Annotated in this window: 16 protein-coding genes and 1 pseudogene; 8 read left to right on the top strand and 9 right to left on the bottom strand. The window is 65.0% G+C overall.

Annotated features, from left to right (window positions below; translation table 11 throughout):
* Positions 1-8: 8 nt before the first annotated feature.
* A complete protein-coding gene (locus tag EV641_RS21305; RefSeq protein WP_241997389.1) occupies positions 9-1,190 on the top strand; it encodes a hypothetical protein in 1,182 nt (393 codons plus the stop codon).
* On the opposite strand, the gene EV641_RS21300 is transcribed toward EV641_RS21305, so the two are convergent.
* Positions 1,077-1,421, bottom strand: a complete 345-nt coding sequence (locus tag EV641_RS21300; protein WP_132474322.1) for a CD225/dispanin family protein — start codon at positions 1,419-1,421, stop codon at positions 1,077-1,079. The genes EV641_RS21305 and EV641_RS21300 overlap by 114 nt on opposite strands.
* A gap of 152 nt (positions 1,422-1,573) precedes the next feature.
* Here EV641_RS21300 and EV641_RS21295 point away from each other — a divergent pair, with 152 nt between their 5' ends.
* Positions 1,574-2,581, top strand: a complete 1,008-nt coding sequence (locus tag EV641_RS21295; RefSeq protein WP_132474320.1) for an iron-siderophore ABC transporter substrate-binding protein — start codon at positions 1,574-1,576, stop codon at positions 2,579-2,581.
* On the opposite strand, the pseudogene EV641_RS21290 reads toward EV641_RS21295, so the two are convergent.
* Both EV641_RS21290 and EV641_RS21285 read right to left on the bottom strand, forming a co-directional pair.
* Positions 2,582-4,182, bottom strand: a pseudogene (locus tag EV641_RS21290) (FUSC family protein).
* 120 nt (positions 4,183-4,302) lie between these two features.
* Entirely contained in the window at positions 4,303-5,241 is a 939-nt protein-coding gene (locus EV641_RS21285; RefSeq protein ID WP_054716539.1) for a helix-turn-helix transcriptional regulator, read from the bottom strand.
* Between the two features lie 130 nt (positions 5,242-5,371).
* Here EV641_RS21285 and EV641_RS21280 point away from each other — a divergent pair, with 130 nt between their 5' ends.
* Both EV641_RS21280 and EV641_RS21275 read left to right on the top strand, forming a co-directional pair.
* Positions 5,372-6,265 (top strand): aldo/keto reductase, encoded by an 894-nt coding sequence (locus EV641_RS21280; protein ID WP_054716543.1) that lies wholly within the window; start codon positions 5,372-5,374, stop codon positions 6,263-6,265.
* A 33-nt stretch (positions 6,266-6,298) separates the two neighbouring features.
* Positions 6,299-7,336, top strand: a complete 1,038-nt coding sequence (locus tag EV641_RS21275) for an alcohol dehydrogenase catalytic domain-containing protein (RefSeq protein ID WP_199233346.1) — start codon at positions 6,299-6,301, stop codon at positions 7,334-7,336.
* A 35-nt stretch (positions 7,337-7,371) separates the two neighbouring features.
* On the opposite strand, the gene EV641_RS21270 is transcribed toward EV641_RS21275, so the two are convergent.
* Entirely contained in the window at positions 7,372-8,271 is a 900-nt protein-coding gene (locus tag EV641_RS21270; RefSeq protein WP_241997388.1) for an SGNH/GDSL hydrolase family protein, read from the bottom strand.
* A gap of 211 nt (positions 8,272-8,482) precedes the next feature.
* On the opposite strand from EV641_RS21270, the gene EV641_RS21265 reads away from it, so the two are divergent.
* Positions 8,483-9,079: a hypothetical protein gene (locus tag EV641_RS21265; protein ID WP_132474318.1), complete on the top strand. Its 597-nt coding sequence runs from the start codon at positions 8,483-8,485 to the stop codon at positions 9,077-9,079.
* A gap of 27 nt (positions 9,080-9,106) precedes the next feature.
* On the opposite strand, the gene modA is transcribed toward EV641_RS21265, so the two are convergent.
* Together modA and EV641_RS21255 are read right to left on the bottom strand one after the other, a co-directional pair.
* Positions 9,107-9,910, bottom strand: a complete 804-nt coding sequence (modA, locus tag EV641_RS21260) for a molybdate ABC transporter substrate-binding protein (protein WP_054716553.1) — start codon at positions 9,908-9,910, stop codon at positions 9,107-9,109.
* A gap of 89 nt (positions 9,911-9,999) precedes the next feature.
* Positions 10,000-10,584, bottom strand: a complete 585-nt coding sequence (locus tag EV641_RS21255; protein ID WP_132474316.1) for a molybdopterin-dependent oxidoreductase — start codon at positions 10,582-10,584, stop codon at positions 10,000-10,002.
* Positions 10,585-10,745: 161 nt separating this feature from the next.
* Between EV641_RS21255 and EV641_RS21250 the strand changes: the two genes are divergently transcribed.
* Entirely contained in the window at positions 10,746-11,594 is an 849-nt protein-coding gene (locus tag EV641_RS21250) for a phosphotransferase (protein ID WP_054716565.1), read from the top strand.
* 117 nt (positions 11,595-11,711) lie between these two features.
* Here the strand turns inward: EV641_RS21250 and EV641_RS21245 are convergent, their stop codons facing one another.
* Together EV641_RS21245 and EV641_RS21240 are read right to left on the bottom strand one after the other, a co-directional pair.
* A complete protein-coding gene (locus EV641_RS21245) occupies positions 11,712-12,494 on the bottom strand; it encodes a PASTA domain-containing protein (RefSeq protein ID WP_132474314.1) in 783 nt (260 codons plus the stop codon).
* 79 nt (positions 12,495-12,573) lie between these two features.
* Positions 12,574-13,617 carry an LLM class F420-dependent oxidoreductase gene (locus tag EV641_RS21240; protein WP_054718526.1) on the bottom strand — a complete coding sequence of 348 codons (1,044 nt, stop codon included), beginning with the start codon at positions 13,615-13,617 and terminating at the stop codon, positions 12,574-12,576.
* Positions 13,618-13,893: 276 nt separating this feature from the next.
* Here EV641_RS21240 and EV641_RS21235 point away from each other — a divergent pair, with 276 nt between their 5' ends.
* The gene (locus EV641_RS21235; protein WP_054718523.1) at positions 13,894-15,411 is read left to right on the top strand and encodes an NAD(P)/FAD-dependent oxidoreductase; all 1,518 of its coding nucleotides are present in this window, start codon (positions 13,894-13,896) and stop codon (positions 15,409-15,411) included.
* Positions 15,412-16,231: 820 nt separating this feature from the next.
* Here the strand turns inward: EV641_RS21235 and EV641_RS21230 are convergent.
* Positions 16,232-16,837, bottom strand: a complete 606-nt coding sequence (locus tag EV641_RS21230) for a TetR/AcrR family transcriptional regulator (protein ID WP_054718519.1) — start codon at positions 16,835-16,837, stop codon at positions 16,232-16,234.
* A 99-nt stretch (positions 16,838-16,936) separates the two neighbouring features.
* On the opposite strand from EV641_RS21230, the gene EV641_RS21225 reads away from it, so the two are divergent.
* Positions 16,937-18,046 carry a hypothetical protein gene (locus EV641_RS21225; protein ID WP_132474310.1) on the top strand — a complete coding sequence of 370 codons (1,110 nt, stop codon included), beginning with the start codon at positions 16,937-16,939 and terminating at the stop codon, positions 18,044-18,046.

Below are 18,046 nucleotides of genomic sequence, written 5' to 3'. Positions count from 1 at the left end.
CACACACTGTGGTCATCAGATCCGATAGCCCGAAGCGGCATGTACTGCGCACCGCCTACGGCAGTTCGTATGCCGAAGCGTTCTTGGTCATTGCCATCATCACGATCCTGGTCACTCGGCTGTATCTGGCGCTGACCGGCTATCCCCAAGTGGGCGGGGCGACACTGCATATTGCGCACGCCCTCTACGGCGGGGCCGCGATGATGGCGGCCCTTCTGATCGGTTGGTTGTTCCTCGGTTTCGGGCCGCGGGTGCTCGCGGTGGTGGTCGGCGGCATCGGATTCGGCCTGTTCCTCGACGAGATCGGCAAGTTCGTCACCAAGGACAACGACTACTTCTACGGTCCGTCCGCGGAGATCATGTACGTGCTCATCGTCCTCGTCCTGGTGGCGAATCGGCTCATTCGCATCGCCCGGCCTCCCACGGCAGCCGAGTATCTCGCGAACGCTGCGGCCATCGCCGCGGACGGCCTCGCGGGTGGGATCCCTCCGCACCGACGCGAGGCCGCCGCACGCATGCTCGACGAAGCACAGAAACTCGGCAGCGCCCCTCGCGCAGTCGACGGGATACGTATGATTCTCGACTCCGCGGGTCACCGCGACGACCGCATCGAGTCCGGTAAACGATTCGCAGTAGGTCTCATCCCCGGTTTCTTCCGAAGTCCCCGATGGGTTCCGATCCTCGGGTGGCTCATGGTCCTGGCCGCGGCGGCCGGCGTGGTGTTCGGTGTCGTACAGCTCGTATCCGGTGGCGTGCATGTCGACACCGACGACGTTCGGATCGAGATCGACAGGATGGGGATCACCGGCGGAATCCTGTTCGTGAGCGCGTCGATCACGCTGTTGATGGCCCTTCCTGCGATGATCGCCGTCCACCGCGGGGACTCACTGCGGGCCCTGCGCACTGTTCGGACCGCCGCACTGATCTTCACCGCGCTCAATGCGTTGGCGAACTTCGCCACGTCCGGTTTCGGTGCGCTCCCAAATCTTGCCCTCGGATTGTTCACCATGGCTGTTCTGTCGCACCACATTTCCGTCCGCACCGAACAGCCGGCCCGAGCGGCCGATCCCCATCACTCAGCGATAGGACGGGTAGTCGGTCACCGCCTCGACACTGGCCATAGCCACCGCAAAAACGACAACGTACAGGACGACGAGCAGAACCATGAAGACCGCCCAGATGATCAGTGAGATCTTGCCGAGCTTCTTCGCCTGCGCCGACGCGCGATGCGCACCTTCGTAGTCGCCCATCATCCACAGCGGGAAAACCTTGGCCGAGTTGCTGAAGGCCGAGAACGCGAGCGGCCAGAAGAAGAGCATCGCGGCAACCGCCCAGCCCGTGTTCTGCGCAGGCAACGGCGGCCGTGAATATTCCGGCGCCGCGCTGTGCTGGAAGCCATGCTGCTGGAACTGCTGGGTCATTCTTCCTCCGTTTGCGATTTCGCTGTGTGCACGGAGGCAAGCTCCCCCGTCACATACTTGGATGCATCGAAGGGCGGTTTGGTTCCCTCACCCGGGAAATTGGTCAGGGGCACCGCATGGTCACCGAACACCGACAAGTTAGCCTCACCTTCATGTCGAGAATCTGGTCACGCGTCGGCGTCGCAGCCCTTGCGACCGTCTTCCTTGCCGCCTGCGGTACAACAGACACGCCGAGTCAAGGCGCGGGCAACGCCGATGTCGCGACCGGTGGGGCCCAGTTCAGCACCGCCGACACCGAAACGGCGAAGCTGGGCAGCGACGCCGAGCCCGGAGTGTTCCCGCGCACCGTCGCACACGCTCTCGGCGACACCGTCATCGGCAGCAAGCCGGAACGAGTGGTCGTGCTCGACAGCGGCGAACTCGACGACGTCCTGTCGCTCGGCGTCACTCCGGTCGGCTTGGCCAGCCCGGAAAGCGCGTCGGGGCAACCGTCCTACCTTGCCGATGAACTCGACGGCATCACCGACGTCGGAACGGTCAACAACCTCAATCTCGAAGCGATCAGCGCGCTCCAACCCGATCTGATTCTCGGCAGCAAGCTCCGAGCGGACACCCTCTATCCTCAGCTCTCGGAGATCGCGCCGACGGTTTTCAGTATCAGGCCCGGATTTCCATGGAAGGAGAACTTCCTCCTCGTCGGCGACGCTCTGGGAGAAGAGAACGCCGCAGTAGAGACCCTGAACGAGTACCAGGCACGCGCCGACGAAGTGCGCGCGTCTATCGACGGGTCTCCGACGATCTCCCTCGTCCGATTCATGTCGGGACGGCTCCGGCTCTACGGGAACCTGTCGTTCATCGGTGTGATCCTGCAGGACGTCGGGCTCCCCCGGCCCGAAATCCAGGACATCGAGGAACTGGCAGTCGAGATCAGTCCCGAAACCATCACGGAAGCTGCAGGCGACCGGATTTTCTACACCAGTTACGGCCGACCCGAGGACACCGGCGAAGCCGCGGTCGTAGCCGGACCTCTCTGGAACCAGATCGAGGCAGTCCAGGACGGACGAGTGGAACGGGTCAGCGATGAAACCTGGTTCCTCGGACTCGGCCCGACCGGCGCCATGCTCGTGCTCGACGATCTCCAGGAGCTGCTCGGTTCCTGATCAGGACTTCGAATCGGGCGACGCCAGGATCCGGTAGCCGAGTTCGTGCAGACGACGGTGCTCCGGCCAGTGGTCGCGAGCCCAGGCGGGGTCGCTGTGCGCGGCCGTGATGGCCGCCGCGGTAGAGGCATGCAGGTCGAATTCGAGATCGCGACGAAGCTCGGAGAGTTCTCTGCCGTCGGTCGCATGGTTGATCCGCGAGATGGCGTCGCGGATACGGCCGTCCGCAAACGTGAGAGTCCGGCGATGAGCGCGGGGCAGCACACACCACATGACGACCAACGCGACAGCCACACCCACGATGGTTTCGAGGAAGCGGTCTCGGGCGACCGTGGTCAGGTCAGCCATGGTTCCGAGCGACCCGAGGATCACCGCAAGCGGAGTGATGAACACCATCGCGAGTCCGTAGTTCCGCACCAGGAAACTCTCGGTCCCCGCCATCATCAACGCCAGCACCACGACGAGAGCGGCACCCTGGAGTTCGAAGAACACCAGACCGGACAGCAATGCGAGACCGAGCACGGTGCCGACGAACCGGTGGGCCGCTCGGTAGGTGCCGAGGATCCTGTCCGGTCCCTGATGCAGAATCATCGCGGCCGTGATCACCGCCCAATCCGCTCTACCCACTCCCAGTGCCACTGCGATCGCCCCGGCCACCGGGCAGGCCACGAGCAACCGCACCACGATGGTCGTCGACCGAGCTCGCAGGTGCGCCGCGCGAGAGAGGCGGTAACGCACCGACGGCCGACGCAGCGGCACTTCCGGACGCAGATCGTCCGCGGGCCCGGCCTCACCGCGGTCGCGACCGCCCACGACGGCAACGCAACGCACGTGAGCCTCATACAGCGTCCGTGCCAGCGGATGCCCGGAATCGGCGATGCCCGCATCATGCAGGCATTGCCACGCCGCATGCAGGTCGTGCATAGCGGTGCGGCGGTGGGCCGGCGAATTGTCCGCGGCCATCGCATCCACGGCGGTGATCGCAGCACCGACCATCATGTGTTCCGGGGTGCGGGGCCGAGCCAGGACACCGGACATGGCGATGATGAGCGCAGTGCCCGCACCGATCGCCGTCCACGCCACGATCGACACAACCGAGGCTCCGGCCGCGGGCAGGACGGAGGCAATTTCCAAGGTGAACAGCAGAAGGAATGCGCCGGGCGCGCCGAGTCGTAGCGCGTCGACGACGAACGCGCATGATGCGACCACCACGGTCATGGTCAAGACCACCGCCATCGACCACACTGCGAGCCTCCCGCGACCACAGCTCGGTGGACCTCCGACCCGACGACGGCGCCGACGCCCGCCAAGGCGACGAGCACCGCCCCGATTATCGCGACCACCCGCCAGCGCACCCGGTAGGGCCTCCCCTCGCCGTAGACCACAGCGAACGCGCCGAGGGTGGCGATGGCGGCAACCGATCCGAACCCCGCCGCGACACCCACGAGCCCGGGCAATGCGACCGTCAGCGCCGCCCGCGCGACGCCGGGCCACCGGCGTCCGTGACGCGGCACCGCCAGCATCGCCGACCAAGGGGCAGCCGGAGCGGGAATAGGCAGGTCGGCGCCCACCACCTGCTGCGATCCCGTTCCGTTCGACACAACCACCCAGGCTAGGAAGGAGCCGGACAGGTGCGCCAATCCAGACGGACCTATGAGGCACAATTCACGCCGATATGCCTGATATGCGAGCTATGCAAGCTACGTCGTCGAGCTTGTCCGTCACAGGTCCTTCCGAGATCGAGTGACCTCTGCCGACGGTTCGGGCGCAGCCGGAGTCGTGGCCGGAGTCGTGGCCGCCCACGAGGTGAGCAGCTTGAGTCCGTCGTCGGACGGCGAACCCGGCACAGCGGTATACACGTTGAGCTGCAATCCGGTATCGGCAGGAAGCTCCAGTGCCTCGTATGCAAGTTCGAGTCGGCCTACCACCGGATGATGGAAGACCTTGGTGCCGCTGCGATGGAGACGCACGTCGTGAGAGGCCCACATCCGACGGAAATCCTCACTACGCGTGGACAGTTCGCCGACCAAAGCGATGAGCGCAGAGTCATAGGGATTCTTCCCGGCCTCGGCTCGCAGTATTGCGACGGCATCGTGGGCGATCTTCTCCCACCTGTCTCCCCAATACTGCTGCGCGGCATCGAGATCGAGGAAGTGGAATCGGGCAGAGTTCACCGGTTTGTTCGCGATTCGCTCCGGCGAATCGTACATCGGCGAATACAAGGCCCTGGCCGTGAGGTTCGTCGCCAGGACATCGAGCCGACCGTTGCGCACCAGAGCGGGCGCGCTCTCCATCGAGTCGAGGATGCGCTGCACAGCCGGGCGAACACTCGCAGGCGATGCACGACGGGCCCTCGACCGCGCTACACCGGAAGCGTTCGCCGCGCGAGCGAGGTCGAACAGGTGAGCGCGCTCGGCTTCGTCGAGTTGCAGCGCCTCAGCCAGCGCCTCGAGTACCGATTCGGATACACCGTTGAGGTTTCCCCGTTCGAGGCGGGTGTAATAGTCGACGCTCACCCCGGCGAGCATCGCCACCTCTTCGCGTCGCAGTCCAGGCACCCGCCGTTTACTCCCTCCGTATGCGGGCAACCCCGCCTCGTCCGGAGTGATCCGGGCACGTCGCGAGGCGAGGAACTCCGCCGTCTCTGCCTTGAGGTCCATGTCATCGACGGTACGTCCGGAAGGCTGCGCGTGGGAGGTACTGGTATTACTCCCAGCACAGCCCAGGCAGGCGAATGGGGGTTCCGTCAGACCCTCCCACGCTCTGCGAATCGCTCTTATCGTGGTGGCCATGCCTGCGAACACGCTTCCTGACCTGACGCTCAACAATGGGGTCACCATGCCCGCACTCGGCTTCGGTGTATTCCAGACGCCTCCGGCCGAGACCATCGCCGCCGTCGAGGCCGCGCTGCAGACCGGTTACCGGCACATCGATACCGCGGCCGCCTACGGCAACGAAAGGGAGGTCGGCGAGGCGATTCGCCGATCCGAGCTGGACCGCGCCGACATCTTCATCGAGACCAAAGTCTGGATCAGCGACTACGGCTACGACGCCACCTTGCACGCCTTCGACAAGGCCGTGGGCAAACTCGGCGTCGATCAACTCGATCTGCTGATCCTTCACCAGGCACTCCCCTCGCGGTTCGACCTCACGCGCGAGGCCTACCGCGCACTCGAAACGCTGCTCACCGACGGCAAGGTCCGCGCTATCGGCGTCAGCAACTTCATGGTCGAGCATCTCGACCACTTGCTCGAAACCGCCACCGTGACACCCGCCGTCAACCAGATCGAGGTACATCCGTACTTCCAGCAGCCCGCAGTGCTCGCCGCAGACAAGGCACACGGAATCCTCACCCAGGCCTGGTCGCCGATCGGTGGCATCACGTTCTACCGCGACGGGAAGAACAGCAGCACCCTCGACGACCCGACCATCCGCGCGATCGGCGACGCACACAACAAGACCGCCGCCCAGGTGATGCTGCGCTGGCACCTGCAGCAGGGCCGGTCCGCGATCCCCAAGTCTGTCACCCCGAGCCGCATCGCCGAGAACTTCGCTGTCACCGACTTCGAGCTCACCGACGCCGAACTGGCATCGATCGACGCTCTCGACACCGGCGTGCGCGGCGGCCCGGAACCCGAGGCCATCACCCTCGAATCCTTCGGAAGAGCGATTCCCGAAGCCTGATCAACCCGACTACACAGGCAGGAATTCTTCTTCATGCGAGCAACATTCATGTACGGCGCCGGCGACGTGCGAATCGAGGAAGTCCCCGACCCCACGATCGCGCAGCCGACCGACGCACTCGTCCGAATCACTCTGGCCTGCGTGTGCGGATCCGATCTGCACCCCTACCACTCGATGCCCACGGGCGACGAGGGCGTTCCGATGGGACACGAGTTCATCGGCGTCGTCGAGGAACTCGGGTCCGAGGTGACCGGGCTGAAGGTCGGCGACCTGGTGATCTCACCATTCGCCTTCTCCGACAACACCTGCAAGTTCTGCCGGGAGGGTTTCCACACCGCGTGCAAGCACGGCGGCTGGTACGGCGCGGGCGGTGTCGGTGGAGCGCAGGCCGAGAAGGTCCGCGTACCGCAGGCCTCGGGCACTCTCGTCCCTATCCCAGGCGACGTCGACGAGAAACTACTCCCGTCGCTACTCGCCCTGTCCGACGTCTATCTCACCGGATACCACGCCGCGCACATGGGCAACGTCGGCCCGGGCAAGACAGTCACCGTCATCGGCGACGGCGCAGTGGGCCTGTCCGCGGTGCTTGCGTCGAAGCAGATGGGTGCAGACAAGATCATCCTCATGGGTCGCCACGTCGACCGCACCGGCCTCGGCCGTCATTTCGGCGCCACCGACGTGGTCGCCGAGCGCGGCGAAGAGGGCATCGCAAAGGTGCTCGAGCTCACCGGTGGCGAGGGCTCCCACGTCGTACTCGAGGCCGTCGGACACATGCCCGCCTACGAACAGGCCTATGGGGTCGTGCGTCCCGGTGGCGTCATATCCCGAGTCGGGGTACCGCAATACGAGGATGCGCCCGTCGGTTTCGGGTCGCTGTTCGGTAAGAACGTCACGCTCAACGGCGGGCCGGCCCCCGTTCGCGCGTACATCGAAGCAGCGATCCCGCAGGTGCTCAGCGGGGAAATCGACCCGGGCCTGGTGTTCGACTCCGAGACCACTCTCGACGACGTCGCCGAGGCCTATCGGCTGATGGACTCCCGCACAGCGCTCAAGGTGCTCGTCCGGCCGTAGTTCACCTATGGGCCGTAGCGCTTGCCCGAGCCGGGTCACCCGGCCCGTTGAAGCACATCCACCACGCGTCGTGCCATGTGCCGCATCCCGGCTTCGGTGGGATGCAACTGCCGTGCAAGCGACAGCGAGTGCCGTCCCTCGAAGAAGTTGTTACCCGGCAGCGCACATGCGTCGTGGCCTTCTGCTCCGACGGTGACATCGACGAACTCGGCCCCGGAGGTCGCTGCCGCGCCGGCCAGCACCCGGTTCATTCTGGTGAAGAATCCGCTGACGAAGGCGGCGTCGGCGTCGCTGGTGGGGATGTTGGGCCAGCATCCGCGGGCGCCGAAGATGCCGCCGTGACCGACGAGGAGAACTCGCGCATTCGGTGCTCTCCCGGAGATCACTCCGAGGGTCGAGGTCACCTTCGCGCCGAGGGCGCCGAGGGCGCCGTCCATTCGCGACGCCACCGCCGGATCGGTGCGGCAGCGCGCATCGACCAAGGGGGCGCTGGTGTAGCACGCGGAAACCAATCTGGACCAGCTGATGTCATTTCCACCGATGCTGAGAGTGACCAGGGTTGTGTCCGGCGCGAGTGCCTCGACCTGAGGTGGCACGGGACCGGCCTGAGTCGGTTGCGGCACCGACGTGATGTGATCGGTGCGTGCGCCCGTGCACGAGACGTTCGTGAACGATTGCGGGCGCAGCACCTGCGCCACAACCGACGGATAGCCCAGATTCGACCGAGAGCACCCGTCCGCAAGCGCCCCGGCGTCGAGATACGGTCCGGCCGCACGCGAATCACCGAGGGCGACATATCGGATCTGTGGATCCGCCGAGCCCAATGCCGGACTCGACAACACCATGATGGCAGCAGTGATCGCCGCCACTACCAACGCACGCACCGCAGGAACCGGGTCTCGCTCCGCGGTTACTTCGAATTCGCCGACACTCACGAGAAGGGATTATCCGGTAAGGACGCTGTGACGGCAGGGTAAACGAGACAGCCCGCTTACAAAGGTCTACCAAGTCCCCCGCACCGCCCGGGTCGATTCCCACACAAGTGTGCGAGTGACAAGACGATAATTTGTGAATGTCCTGGACGACCAGTGTCCGGCGACTGCCAAGATTCGACAGATCCCCGAGGCACGAAGGGCCGGCGATATCGTGACGAGTGCACAGGTAGGCCTCATGCTCCGGCTGTGGCGAGGCGCACCGTGGAGCCGCAACCCGCTGATGGGCGGATTCCATCGACTCGAAATCGTAGCTGTCGCAGTGACCCTGACATTCGTACTGCTGATGATCCCGGTCGCCGCGGCGATCGGCACCGTGTATTACGCCAATTCGAGCGAACGGGCCCAGAGCGAGCGCGACACCCGGCAGCGGGTGGTCGCGGTCCTCCTCGAAGATTCCCGCCCCGCCGACCCCGACGGCGATCCGCGAATCCCGCGCGCGAGTGACTACGCCACCGCCCACTGGTCCGTCGACGGCGTCGAACACACCGGGCCACTGCAGACTCCCGCCGGCGCGACGGCCGGTCAGGAAATCACCGTGTGGGTCGACGCCGACGCGCTGCCCACGACCGCGCCGCAGTCCGGGACTCATGCCGGACTCGACGGCGTCGCGCTCGCGGTCACGGTGTGGTTCCTCTCCGCGGGAACCGCCGTCACCGTGTTGTACGTCGTGCACCGGATCGGCCTACGACGAAGGATGGCGCAATGGGACAGGGAGTGGGAAGCGGCCGATCACAGGCCGTCGAGGTAACTGCGGGGCCGTATTGCAGCGACCGCGTCAGGGCGCCTCGAAGCCTGCAGCGCTGAGTACCTGCCGGCCTTCGGGACTCGTGACGAGTTCTTCGAACGCCTCGGCCGCGGCGGTATTCGCGGAATCACTCAGCACCGCGATCGGGTACGTGTTGACGGCTTCCGATGACTCGGGGAATCCCACGGTCACGACCTGGTCCCCCGCACCGGCGGCATCGGTGACATAGACCAGGCCTGCGTCGGCCTGACCCGAGATGACCTTGCCGAGTACATCGGTGACGGCAGATTCTTCACTGACCGGTGCAATATCGACCCCCGTGGCCTCTTCGACCTTCGCCGTCGCTGCGCCGCACGGCACCTGCGGTGCGCAGATGACGACGAGGTTGTCGGGGTTTGCGAGATCGGCGAAAGAAGTGATGTTCTTCGGATTTCCGGGCGGGGTAACGATCGTGAGGGTGTTGGTCGCGAAGTTCGTCGGTTCACCGGCGATCAGCTCGGCGTCCACTGCTTTGGTCATGTTGGTTGTGTCCGCGGAAGCGAAGACATCGCCAGGCGCGCCTTGGGTCAACTGGGCGACGAGGTCCGAGGATCCGGCGAAGTTGAACGACACGCTCGTGCCGGGGTAGGCAACTTCGAACATTTCGCCGAGTTCGGTGAACGTCGCTGTCAATGATGCGGCGGCGAAGACGGTGATGTCGCCGCTGATCTCCGACGCCGAGTCGGCTGTTCCGGTGGTAGCGGAGGTATCGCTCGAATCCGAGCTCGAACACCCCGCAAGGACCAGTGTCGCTGCTGCCAATACCGCGGCAGCTCTGCCGTAAAGACTGTTCACCGAAGGTCTCCTGTAGTGGTCGATGTTGTAACAGGGGGATTCTTCCGCCTGTGAGAAGCCTGGTCACGCGCGGACAAATACGTGGTCGCTCAGTTGTTTCTGAGGTCGATCACCTCGAGATCGGTCAAGTCGCTGACGTAGCGCCCGCCCTTCACATCCCCTGGCACCACCAATCGCGGTGCATCCAAGGGTTGGCCGTCTTCGGTGTAGGCAACGAGGATCGGCGTGGCGCCGAAGTTCGGTGAGAGTTCACCGAACGACACGGTGGCCTGATAACCGTCCGAGCCGGTCGCGAGGATCGCAAAGGTCAGGTCGGGATTGTGCGCCTCGGCATCGCCGGTGAGAACCGCAGCGGTGAGGATGTCCGAGAGCGCGGCCCCGTCATAGGTGTGCGACTGGGCGCCCTTGCTGCTGTCGAACGTCACTGCCTGTGTCTGCACGGGGTAGGCGCGGAGTTGATCACCGGACAGAGTCGTCGGATTCTCGACTGCGCCGCCGAGTCGGACCGATCCTGCAGGAACCGCTGCGGTCGTCGTCGCAGGCGACGAGGACACATCTGTCGTCGCGGCAACGGGTGCAGTGTCGGTATCGCCGCTCGACGAGGAGCACGCCCCCGTCAGGGCAAGCAAGGCGGCGACCAGAGTCGCCGTCACGCAACTTCGCAAACGCGTCATGAATGGAATGATAGATCAGCATTCGCGGTTTGCATCTATCAGTCTTCACGCAGATACGGTTCTTCGATTTGTCGCGACCCGGCCGCAACGTCGAGGTCATCGAGAACGAGTCGATCCGTGTCGCGCGTTCGCGGGCGCCCGATTCCGTATGGTCTACACCCGTGTCCTCCGCTCTCCATCGCCTGACCCCGTACCAACAGGAAGCACTCCAGCATCGGTTCCCGAGGTTCGACGTCCTCTCCGACATGAGCTGGAATCTTGTCGAGACCACCGTCCTGCACATCGACTCCCCCGACGGACAACTCGTCGTCAAAGCAGGCGGCGCATCCGACCACCACATCGCCCGCGAAATTCGCGCACACGAGATGTGGACGGGTCCGTGGGTCGCCACGGGCCACGCCGCACGGATGTTCCACTCCGATCGCGACGCCAAGCTGATCGTGACCGAATACCTCCCTGGACGACTCGTCCAGGATCACCCCGCAATGTCGGATCCGGACACATACCAGCAGGCGGGACGACTGCTCGCGGTGTTTCATGCGCAGTACAGAGTGGAGGATGAACACTACGAGGAGCGGGCCAACGACAAGTCGCTGCGTTGGCTCGACGGACCGCATCGCGTCGAACCCGACCTCGTCGAGCAACTACGCGCGATGATTCGATCCTGGTCCACACCAACCACGACGTTGGTACCCACTCACGGTGACTGGCACACCCGCAACTGGCTCATCGACAGCGACAACGCCGTCAGGGTGATCGACTTCGGGCGCGCAGACCTGCGACACGCCGCAGAGGACTTCGAACGACTCGCCGCGCGCGAGTTCCTCAGCGTCGCAGGATCCGAGGACGCGTTCCTGGACGGCTACGGCAGCGACCCGCGCGAACCGGAAGCGTGGTTCCGGCAACGTATTCGTGCGGCGGTGGCAACGGCCGTATGGGCTTTTCAGGTCGGCGACTACGCATACGAAGCCGAGGGGCACCGGATGATCGCCGACCTGCTCACTCGATAGTGTGGGTTCTTGCCCCGATAGCAGACACAAGTCCACACGGAGGCTCGAACCCTTCGTCGTACGTATGCTGATACGCGAGCGGGTCATCAAGGCTTGCAACGCAGAGATGAGGTTCGCTCAGTAGCAACCGCTGGGCTCGTCTTCCTTGACGACGGACAGCACCGCGTCGCCCTCACCGATCACCGCGCCGGCAGACGGCGACTGCTCCACGACCACCCAGTTGCGATCCCACACCTGAGCGCGACCCTCTCCCGTGGCATCGACACTTCTCGAATAGAACACGCCCGCAGCCTGAATCGTGTCCTGTGCTGCCTGCAGATCCATGCACACCACGTTCGGCATGATCGCTGCCGACTGGGCGCTCGCCGCCTTGGACGACGGTGTCGGCACGGCTACGGCCGCGGGCGTCACGGCCGCAGCGGTGGTCGCGGCGCTCGTCGCGACAGGCACGGTCGGTGTTGCCGTGGCCTGCGTGGAGGTCTGCGGTGTAGTAGTGGCGTTGTCGTCGGACGGCGCGTCGAGTCCATCCGAGAGATCGCCGATGATCCCGATGAGCACGAAGGCGGCGGCGATCATTGCCGCGATCACGACGCCGCGGCGGATCTTCTGAGGTTTCGGTGGCTCCGGCGGGGGTGCGAACGCGGCCGACGGGTCGCCGGCGAGGAATGCGCGATGCCCCGCTTCGGCGCGGGCTGCGAGGGCATCCTCCTCAGCCTTGATCCTCGCCCGCCGGTCCCGGAGGGGCTTACCGACAGCCAGATATCCGAGTCCGACCGTGAACAGCAACTGGATGAGCGCCTCCGGGACGTTGCCGTTGACGATCTCGACAATCGCCAGCCACATCGTGACACCGGCGAACATTCCCGCCAGAACCCGCAGGTAAGGCACGACGAACCTCATGGTGCTCCTTCAGAACAAACGCGATCACGACAGCGCACGTCTGTCTCATGAGCTTTGTTCGTATCAGGGCACCCGACCGTTACGCATCCACGATGGCGCGAAGCCTCTCGATCTGCGCGACACGCCCCGATGAGTCAGGGGCGAGAGCTTTGACGTTCAATGTCGTCGCACCTGATTCCTTGAACGCGGAGACCCGCTCCCTGACGTACCCTTCGGGGCCGATCAGTGAGATCGCCCGCACCAGCTCGTCGGGTACGGCGGCAGCGGCCTCGTTCTTCTTGCCGTCCAGGTACAGGTCCTGGATGGTCTTGGCTTCCGCTTCGTATCCGTATCGGCACGCCAGATCGTTGTAGAAGTTCTTGCCGCGCGCACCCATGCCACCGATGTACAGCGCCAGGTGCGGTTTGACGGTGTCGAGAAGGTGGTCGACGTCGTCTCCGATCGCGAGGGCCGGACCGGCGTAGACCTCGAGTTCACCGAGGGACGGGTCGCGCGCAGTCTTACCTTTCGCGAGTGCGTCGCCCCACGCGTCTTTCGCACGTTCGGGATGGTAGAAGATCGGCTGCCACCCTTCTGCGATCTCCGCGGTCAGTGCGACGTTCTTCGGTCCGAGCGCAGCGATGATGATCGGGATACGTTCGCGTACCGGATGATTGATGAGCTTCAGCGGTTTACCGAGGCCGGTGCCCTTCTCCACGGGCAGCGGAATCTGGTAGTGCTTCCCATCGTGGCGCACCGGTTCACGTCGCCACACCTGCCGGCAGATGTCGACGAGTTCGCGGGTGCGGCCCAGCGGGGAGTCGTACGGAACTCCGTGGAAACCCTCGATCACCTGCGGCCCCGACGCACCGATCCCGAGCACGAACCGGCCGTCCGACACGTAGTCGAGCCCGGCAGCGGTCATCGCCATCAGCGACGGGGTCCGGGTGTAGATCTGGAAGATCCCGGATGCGAGCTGCACCCGCGAAGTCTTCGCCGCGAGATAGCCGAGCTGGCTGACGGCATCGAACGAGTACGCCTCCGCCATGAAGATGATGTCGAGCCCGGCACGCTCGAGGTCGGCGACCTCGGCGACGGTCTCGGTGAACCCACCGCTGTAGGTGATCATCGTTCCGATGCGCATCGGCAGTGCTCCAATCGAGGTACCCGGCATCGATGACGGATCCGAGTTCGCGAAACTGAGGACTTCCGCAGTCCAACATTGCGCGGCACACGACGCAAAGACCCATCACCGATCCGATCAATCAGCAAAACCAATGAGCGATATCGGCTCCAGCACAATGCGATCGCAGCAGCCTACGCCGTTCGCAACGCTTCCTTCGGAACCGCGGCGGGGGTGGCCAACGACCGCAAAGTATATGATACTTGCGGTGACATATAATCTGGCGAGGGTGGAGTGATGAATTCGAGCACACAGTTCGACGCAGTGATCGTCGGAGCCGGATTCGGCGGCATGGGTGCGGCCATCGCCCTGAACCGCCTCGGGTTCGACAACCTCCTCATCCTCGAGCGCGAAGACGATCTCGGCGGAACGTGGCACGTCAACCGCTACCCCGGCCTCGCCGTGGACATCGCGTCGGTCACCTACTCGTACTCGTTCGAACCGAATCCGTACTGGTCACGTCTCTTCGCGCCGGGCACCGAACTCAAACGCTACGCCGAGCACGTCGCCGACAAATACGATCTCCGCCGCCACATGCGGTTCGGCAGAGCCGTCACCGGCGCCCAGTGGGACGACGACGCGCACCGATGGACAGTGTCGATCGACGGCGGCGACCCGGTCACCGCCCGCTACCTGCTCACCGCAACCGGGTTCCTGTCTCAGCCGAAAATGCCCGACATCGACGGCATCGACACCTTCGCCGGACACGTCCTGCACACCACCGCCTGGGACGACACCATCGATCTGCGCGACACACGCGCCGCGATCATCGGTACCGGCGCCACCGCTGTGCAGCTGATCCCCGAAGTGGCACGCGAAGCCGCCGCGCTCACCGTCTACCAACGCACCCCGATCTGGGTGGTGCCGAAGCTCGACGCACCCATTCCGAAGGTCGTGCAGCGCCTCTTCGCACGGAGGCCCGCCACGCAGCGCGTCGCCCGCGCAGTCAGCGACGGACTGCTCGAAGGCATCATGGTGAGCGCGGTACTGCACTATCGGCAGGCCAAGTTGCTGAACAAGGGCGCCGCGGCGGCATCCCGGCTGTTTCTCCGCACCCAGGTCCGCGATCGGTCGCTGCGCCGCAAGCTCACGCCCGACTACGACTTCGGCTGCAAGCGACCGACGTTCTCCAACAGCTACTACCGCACGTTCACCCGCGACAACGTCGACCTGGAAACGACCTCGATCGTACGGGTCGAGGCCGACGGCATCGTCACCGCAGACGGCCGCAAGACCGAGGTCGACACCCTGATTCTGGCGACCGGATTCAGCCTGTGGGATGCCAACTTCCCCGCGATCGAGATCATCGGACGCGAAGGACGTAACCTCGGCAAATGGTGGCGCGACAACCGATTCCAGGCATACGAGGGCGTCACGGTGCCGCAGTTCCCGAACTTCCTCACCCTGGCCAGCCCCTACTCGTACAGCGGCCTGTCGTATTTCACCACCATCGAGTCGCAGATGGCCCATATGTCACGCCTCTTCGGTGCGATGCGCAACCGGGGTGCCGACGTGTTCGAGGTGACCGAAGACGCCAATACCCGTTTCCTCGACCGGATGACCGACAACCTCGACGACTCGGTGTTCTACCGGGGCAGTTGCAGCACCTCCCGCAGCTACTACTTCAACCAGCACGGCGAGGCCGCGTTGCTCCGGCCCACGTCGACCGCGAACGCATTCGAAGAGGCCGCAGCCTTCCCGCTCACGGACTACCGGATCACCTCCGCTGAGGCAACAGGGCGTGTGATGCGCTGATCGTCATGATCCGCCGCTCTGGAGCGAATCCCGACGGGTGAGCTACGAGTCCTCCGAGAATCTTCGAGCGCGGCACGGCGTGTCCACTCAGGACACCGCCGACATCGTGGGCTGGTAGAACACCCGTGCGAGTTGACGGCGACCGTGACTCGTGGGACCATCCCTGAACTGACCTTGAAATAGGTCGACCCCGGCAGGTGCGCCAACACCACACCGGGGTCTGGGCACACGACAAAGGACCTGTCATGCACCGTACGGTGGAGTCTATCCATACGCCCCTCAGAGGCGTGCACCAGCGACCGGCCGCGATCCGCGGTCGCCACTCATTCACCCCGCCGGACCCACTCCCGACGTCGTAGCCTCCCGGCCCCTCGCCCCCGCATGATGCGGTGTCGTCGAGGGGCTCGAGTCGTTTCTCAGCATCGGCGTACGCAAGGGCCGTTTCGGTAACCAAGGCACGCCGGTCAACGTCGCTCATCCCCCGAGGTCCGACGTCAGCGCATCGACGCTGCGAGCACCCTGCATCGAAGCCAGGGGCTCGAAACCGACTGGGCACCAGTATCCTTCGTCTCCACTGCTGGTGGTGGAGCACCCGATCGCGCGGGTCGACACGAGCGTTCGGGTTCAGCGCAAGCCGCACGTCACCAGCGACGTGGGGCCAGATGCGCTGGCCGAGACGGTCTATCGGGGCATGGCGACCGGGCAGCGTTGGGGAAGGGGCCGAAGGCAAGTACAGGGACCCGTAGGGTCTCCGATCGGTCAGGCGCAGCCGCCCGCAGGGCGCCCTATGTTCGCACCTACCAGGGCGATCCGGGCCGCTTCACAACGTACCCACTGCCGTGGCGATGTATGCGTCGACGTCGAAGTCATCGAGCAGGGACTGCTGCACAATGAAGCCCTGGACTACTCCGAGAACCACCGGCGCGTACCCGACGGCCCAAGCGCGAGCGTCGGCCTCGCCGGCAGGGAGAACATCCGGATCGGATTCCGCGCACGCCACGAGCGCGTCGGTGACCGCGCCGAGAAGCCGGCCGAGGACGGAGTGGGCGAGTTCGCGGATCTCGGGGTCGATGGTGGCTTCGGCCCACACCTGCAGGATCGCCTTGCTGTAACCCTCTCCCGCGATGCTGCGCAAGTTCTCGGCGAGAGTCCTCATGATGTTCGCGGCAATGCCCCCGGGGCTCTGTGCTCCCTCGAGCGCGCCGCCGGTCGCCAACGCGGTCTGCCGATCGCCGAGGACGTGGTCGGCGACTGCGACGAGCAACTGTTGCTTGCCACTGAAGTAGCTGTAGATGGCGCCGGCCGACAACCCGGATTCGGTGATGATGTCGGCCATCGATGTGCGTTGGTAGCCCGCGCGGGTGAAGCATCGCAGAGCCGCGCCGATGATCTCTGCCCTTCGCGCGACACGATGCGCGTCACTCACCCTCGGCACCACGTTCCTCCTGCTCACAGCCACGTTGTTGACAAGTAACTCTAACCGACCCCACTATAAAGAACGAATATTCGTTTTAGGAGAGAACCCATGACTGCCACCCCACCGGCGACCGGCATGCCGCCGATCGCACGCGCCGTCGCCCTCGCGGCTGGCGCAGCCGCCATCGTCGGCGTCGTCCTCCTCGCCTTCGCGTGGCCGGCCGTCACCTCCGAACCGCACGGTCTGCCCGTCGGTGTTGTGGGCCCCGACACATCGGTCGCGCAGACCACCGGGATGCTCGAGACTCAGTCGGGTGACGCGCTGCTCCTCACTCGAGAGGACGACCGCGACGCAGCGGTCGCCGCTATCGAACGACGCGAGATCTACGGCGCGATCGTCCTGGGCGACAACCCCACCGAAGCGCCCGAGGTTCTCGTCGCAACAGCAGCGAATGCCCAAGTTGCACAGATGCTTCAGGGTGTCGCGGACGGGATGCAGCAGCAGATCGACGCTCAGATGCGGATGGCCACCGAAGCCGCGATCGCGCAACGCTCGGCCGATCCGGCCGCCGCGTCGACGCCGTTCACGATCCCGCACGCCGAAGTCGTGGTAACCGATGTCGTGCCGTTCTCCGAGTCGGACCCGCGCGGCGCGAAGCTGAGCGTTGCCGCGTTCCCCCTCGTTCTCGGTGGTATTGCCGGGGCCGTGCTCATTTCGTTCGGGGTTCGACGATCGGCTCACCGCATCGTGGCATTGGTGGCCTACGGGGTGTTCGGCGGACTGCTGCTCGGCAGCATCCTGCAAGGCATGTTCGGAGCGCTGCAGGGCAGCTACTGGACGAACGCCGCCGCGATCGGGCTGGCGCTGGTGGCGATCACCGCGCCCATCGTCGGGTTGCGCAGCCTGATCGGGACTCCCGGCATCGGCGTCGGCGCCGTACTGATCATGCTCGTCGCCAACCCGATCTCGGCTGCCACGATGCCCGTCGAATTCCTGCTGTCACCGTGGGGTGCGATCGGGCAGTGGTTCCCGCCGGGCGCGGGCGCGACACTGCTGAAGGAACTCTCGTACTTCCCCGACGCGAGCAAAGCCTTCCCGTGGGCCGTGCTTGCCGGGTGGACTGCAGCCGGCGTGCTGCTCACCGCAATTGCGGTTGTGCGTGAACGCGGTGCGACCCCCTCCCCTGTCGACGATCCAGAACTGGTGCCTGCCGGCTGA

The sequence above is a fragment of the Rhodococcus sp. SMB37 genome, assembly GCF_004345605.1.
Classification (GTDB): Bacteria; Actinomycetota; Actinomycetes; order Mycobacteriales; family Mycobacteriaceae; genus Rhodococcus.
The sequence above is the reverse complement of the archived record's forward strand: the minus strand, read 5'-3'. Positions and strand labels throughout refer to the sequence as shown.